General features: G+C 57.4%; 5 protein-coding genes. 2 read left to right on the forward strand and 3 right to left on the reverse strand.

Going from position 1 to position 4,054, the window contains the following annotated elements:
* Positions 1-1,365, forward strand: a 1,365-nt coding sequence (locus NW837_RS06165) for an Hsp70 family protein (RefSeq protein ID WP_414329877.1), incomplete at its 5' end; no start/stop codon positions are given.
* Between the two features lie 340 nt (positions 1,366-1,705).
* Entirely contained in the window at positions 1,706-3,130 is a 1,425-nt protein-coding gene (locus NW837_RS06170) for a 1-acyl-sn-glycerol-3-phosphate acyltransferase (RefSeq protein ID WP_414329878.1), read from the forward strand.
* Positions 3,131-3,213: 83 nt separating this feature from the next.
* Here NW837_RS06170 and NW837_RS06175 read toward each other — a convergent pair whose 3' ends face one another.
* The 3 genes from NW837_RS06175 to NW837_RS06185 form a co-directional block, all read right to left on the reverse strand.
* A complete protein-coding gene (locus NW837_RS06175; protein ID WP_414329880.1) occupies positions 3,214-3,480 on the reverse strand; it encodes an ARPP-1 family domain-containing protein in 267 nt (88 codons plus the stop codon).
* A gap of 304 nt (positions 3,481-3,784) precedes the next feature.
* Positions 3,785-3,898 carry a photosystem I reaction center subunit VIII gene (locus NW837_RS06180; protein ID WP_011433114.1) on the reverse strand — a complete coding sequence of 38 codons (114 nt, stop codon included), beginning with the start codon at positions 3,896-3,898 and terminating at the stop codon, positions 3,785-3,787.
* Positions 3,899-3,936: 38 nt separating this feature from the next.
* On the reverse strand, positions 3,937-4,054 hold a 118-nt coding region (locus NW837_RS06185; RefSeq protein ID WP_414329881.1), incomplete at its 5' end, for a photosystem I reaction center subunit XI.

Raw genomic sequence — 4,054 nt, forward strand, 5'->3', positions numbered from 1 at the left:
CTGTTTCAGGGGTTTAAGCGGGACTTGGTGGCGGAGTTTGTCCCTCCGCCGCGAGTTCTAGATGGAGAGCGCTACGACGCCGAGAGGGTGGCCCAAGCTTTTTTGCAGACGGTGATAGAAGCTGTCCCGAAAGAACACCTGCAGCCGCAACAGCTGGTGTTCACCGCCCCTGTCGGCTCTTTTGAGCGCTACCTCAATTGGCTGCGGGGAGTGGCCAGTGCCTGTGGCTGGGATCCCGTTCAAATTGTCGATGAAGCCACGGCAGCAGCCCTGGGCTATGCGGTTGGCCAGCCGGGATCCCTAGTGCTGGTGGTGGATTTCGGCGGCGGTACCTTGGATCTCAGCTTGGTGCGCACCCTCGCTCCCCAAGCGGGTAGCCCTGTCCTCAAAGCGGAGGTGATCGCCAAGGCCGATGCCTATGTGGGCGGGGTGGACATCGACATTTGGATTGCCGACTACCTACTGCAGCAACTGGGGCTAAGCCGACAGCAAATTGGAGCTCTGGGCTGGCTCAACCTCCTGGAGCAGGCGGAACAGCTCAAGATCGCCCTTTCCACTCAGATGGAAGCGGTGGGCAGTTGGTTTGACGACGAAGCCCTCACTGCCCATGAGTTGAAGTTAAGCCGGCAGGAGCTGGAAGAGATCCTGGAAGCTCGTCAGCTTTTGGATCAAATCCGCCAGTGCCTAGACGACGTTCTTCTCACCGCCCAGGCGAGGGGATTGGGCAAGAACCAAATTGAGCAGGTGCTCTTGGTAGGAGGCAGCTCCCAACTGCCAGCAGTTCAAGAGCTGCTGCGCTCCTACTTCGGCAAAAAGAAAGTGCGCTGCGAACGCCCCTTCGATGCTGTGGCCCTGGGCGCCCTGCAGGTGGGCCGCCAGGTGAAGCTGGAGGATCGCCTGCACCACAGCTATGCCCTCCGCCTCTGGGATCCCTTGCAGAAAAGCTACATCTACTACCCCCTCTTCGAACAGGGCAGCCCCTATCCCTGCCGACGGGCTGAGCCCTTGATCCTGCAAGTGGCCAACGACGGACAAACGGAGATTCGCCTAGAGGTGGGCGAAGTGGCCCAGGTGGCCCAATCGGAGGTGGTTTACGACGAGCTGGGGCGCATGAGCAGCCGTCAACTCACCCGGCAAACCGATTTCCGATCCCTAGCTCCTCTTGGATCCCTGCCCATTCGCCTCAGCGAGACGGAGTCCTTACCGGTTTGTCTGGCCCGTTTGCAGCCCCCTGGCCGCGTGGGAGAGGATCGCCTTCGCGTCGAATTTGCCATTGATAGCTCGCGGCGCTTGTTGGTCACCATCACCGACCTGCAAACTCAGGCGCTCTTGGCAGAGGCCCAGCCTGTAGCCACCTTGAGTTAAGAGACGAAAGTAGAGAGAAGAGAGCGTCTTCACTGCAACGGAAGACAAAGAAAGCAATGTAAAGGGCACGACATGGCCACGATTCCCAACTCTCATCTCCCCTTGTGAGAGAGGGGTCGGGGGCTTGAGGAGAGTAGAGAGCGGTTGCGCCGACGGCGTGGGGTCTCAGGGGAAGGATCTCAATCATTGATATTGTTGATATTGATTATTGATTGAGAATGGCTGCATATCCAGTGATCTCTGTAGCGACTTGATGAATAATCTGAGCGATGGGATATGAATCTGATTTGCGTTTAACTACACTTCTTCTCTTGAGCTACCTTGGGAACAAATCTTGCTCTTGTCACCACCGCCCCATTTTGCCCGTCCTCCCCTCGACTTTATTCCGCCCGCCTATAGCGCCTGGGTGCTACGGCTCGTCCACGGGATCCTGCCCCTGCTCTTGCGGGTGAGGGTGCGGCGCTGGCTTCCTTCCGGCATTGCCAAAATCGAGGCCACAGGGGCGGAGATCTTGGCGCGGCTCTACCACCAGTTCCAGGAGGGTCAAATTCGCCTAGTCCTGGCTTTCCGACATGTGGAGGTGGATGACCCGCTGGTGGGCCTGTACGTTCTATCTCGCCTGGTGCCCGAAGCCGCCCGTCGACAAGGGATCCGCCTTCGAGAACCCCTTCACGCCCATTTTCTCTACGACCGGGGCATGCCCCTCTGGGGAGGGGAATGGCTGGGGTGGCTGTTGTCTCGCCTGGGCGGAATCCCTATACGCCGCGGTCGGAGGGTGGATCGGGTGGCGCTAAAGGCGGCCCGGCAACTGCTCCTGGATGGGCAATTTCCCTTTGCAATCGCCCCAGAAGGAGCCACCAACGGCCACAGCGAACGGATCAATCCCCTGGAACCGGGAATGGCTCAGCTGTGCTTTTGGTGCGCCGAGGACCTGGCCAAAGCTGGTCGCTCAGAGACCGTCATTTTGCTGCCCATTGGCATTCGGTACTACTACACGGATCCCTCCTGGACGAAGCTGGAGCGCCTGCTGGCGCGCCTTGAGCACCTGAGTGGGTTGACGCCTCCGAAGCCAGAGCCAAGATCCTCCAGGAGCCCCAACCTTCGCTACACCCAGCGGATCTGCCGCCTAGCCCAGCATCTCCTGGGACAACTGGAAGCTTTCTACGACCTACCTCCCTTCATCTCTGGGAGAGATGAAGAAGAACCACGGATAGAGCAGAGGCTAGCCCCTGGCCACTTTAACGCTCGCCTGGAGCGGCTGCTCCACAGAGCCCTGGAAACCGCAGAGACCTACTTTGGCCTATCTCCCCAGGGGGATTGGAACAGCCGCTGCCGCCGCATTGAAGAAGTCGCCTGGATCCAGATTTACCGAGAAGAATTGCGGCATCCTGGATCCCTGTCTCCCCTGCAGCGGGGGTTGCTCGACTGGAAAGCCCACCAGGCAACGCTCTACCTGCAGCACATGCGCTTGGTGGAAAGCTGTGTAGCCGTCCAGGAAGAGTATTTGCTGAGCAAACCCTCTTTTGAGCGGCTGGCAGAAACTGCCCTCATTCTATTTGATGTGCTGGCCCGCCTTCGAGGGGAATCCTACCCAGCCCGCCCTCGCCTAGGCTGGCGGGGGGTTCACGTGACCGTCGGGGATCCCATCTCCGTTAGCGAGCGGTTAGAGCGGTATTGCCGAGGCCGCCAGGAAGCCAAACAGGCGGTGACCGAGCTAACTCAGGATGTTTTTTCTTTCCAATTTCTTTCTTTTTCCAATTTCTAGGGATCCCCCAAAGGGGGAACCAGCTTAGGTGAGAAGCCTGGCACTACTGCCGAGAGACTGCTGAAAGATAAACCACCTTCCCATCATAGAACAGAGCTGAGCCTTGGTCGCCCCGCTGGGACTCTGCTCGGTACTCCCAGCAGCAATAGGAACTCACTGTGGTTTTCCACAACCAGGTGAGGTACTGCTCCGGCCTCGCTCACCTCGGTGATGGTTGCTTCCTGGGTTTGCAGTTCTGGAAGGCGATAGGCAACTTCCTGCTCCCCCTGAGAAAAGAGAGGGAAAACCTGGAAACTGCCCTCTTGAATGGGATCCCCAATACGCAGGGTTGGAAAGTTAAGGCTGGCCATCGACTCCTCCTTCTCGTTGAAGTTGCAAGGGTGTTGCGGAAGCTGCCCTTCCCCTTGTTGGCTTGGGATCAGCTCGCCGGATCCTGCTCCAATCTAAAGTCCTTTGGAAATGCTCCCTTCCTAAAAAAAAGAGGTGAGGGGACAGCCTTCGCCTTTCGGGACTCTGGTAGCGCGGATGGAAATCATCCTGACCAAAAGAGAGGGATCCCTAAAAAAGGGATCCCTGCCTCAATATCTGGGGTTGATCTCTAGCCTGAAATAATTGAAATTAATCAGCACTAGTGAGTATCAAAGCACTCCGGGACTAGTCCCGCTCAATGTACAAAAAAAGCACTGCCATGCCCACTGCAGGAAGCAGCCAACCAACAATGGGGATAAAAATCCAAGGAAGATAAGCAGCAGCGTAAGAACCGGTCATGATTTTGCTCCTCTCAAGTGACTTGACAAACTTGACAACTAATTCACCAGCCCTCGAAAGATGGCGTCGATCCCGGCAAAGTTCTCCAGCAGGAAATAGGCAGCGAACACGCCACCCATACCTCCCAAGAAAAATCCTGCCGTCAGATCCCCCCAA

The sequence above is a fragment of the Synechococcus sp. R6-10 genome (assembly GCF_047461815.1).
In the GTDB taxonomy this organism is placed as follows: Bacteria; Cyanobacteriota; Cyanobacteriia; order Thermostichales; family Thermostichaceae; genus Thermostichus.

Excerpts from the sequence above, each read along its gene's own strand:
- NW837_RS06180 (WP_011433114.1), bottom strand. The coding sequence starts at position 3,898 with ATGACCGGTTCTTACGCTGCTGCTTATCTTCCTTGGATTTTTATCCCC.
- NW837_RS06175 (WP_414329880.1), bottom strand. The coding sequence starts at position 3,480 with ATGGCCAGCCTTAACTTTCCAACCCTGCGTATTGGGGATCCCATTCAA.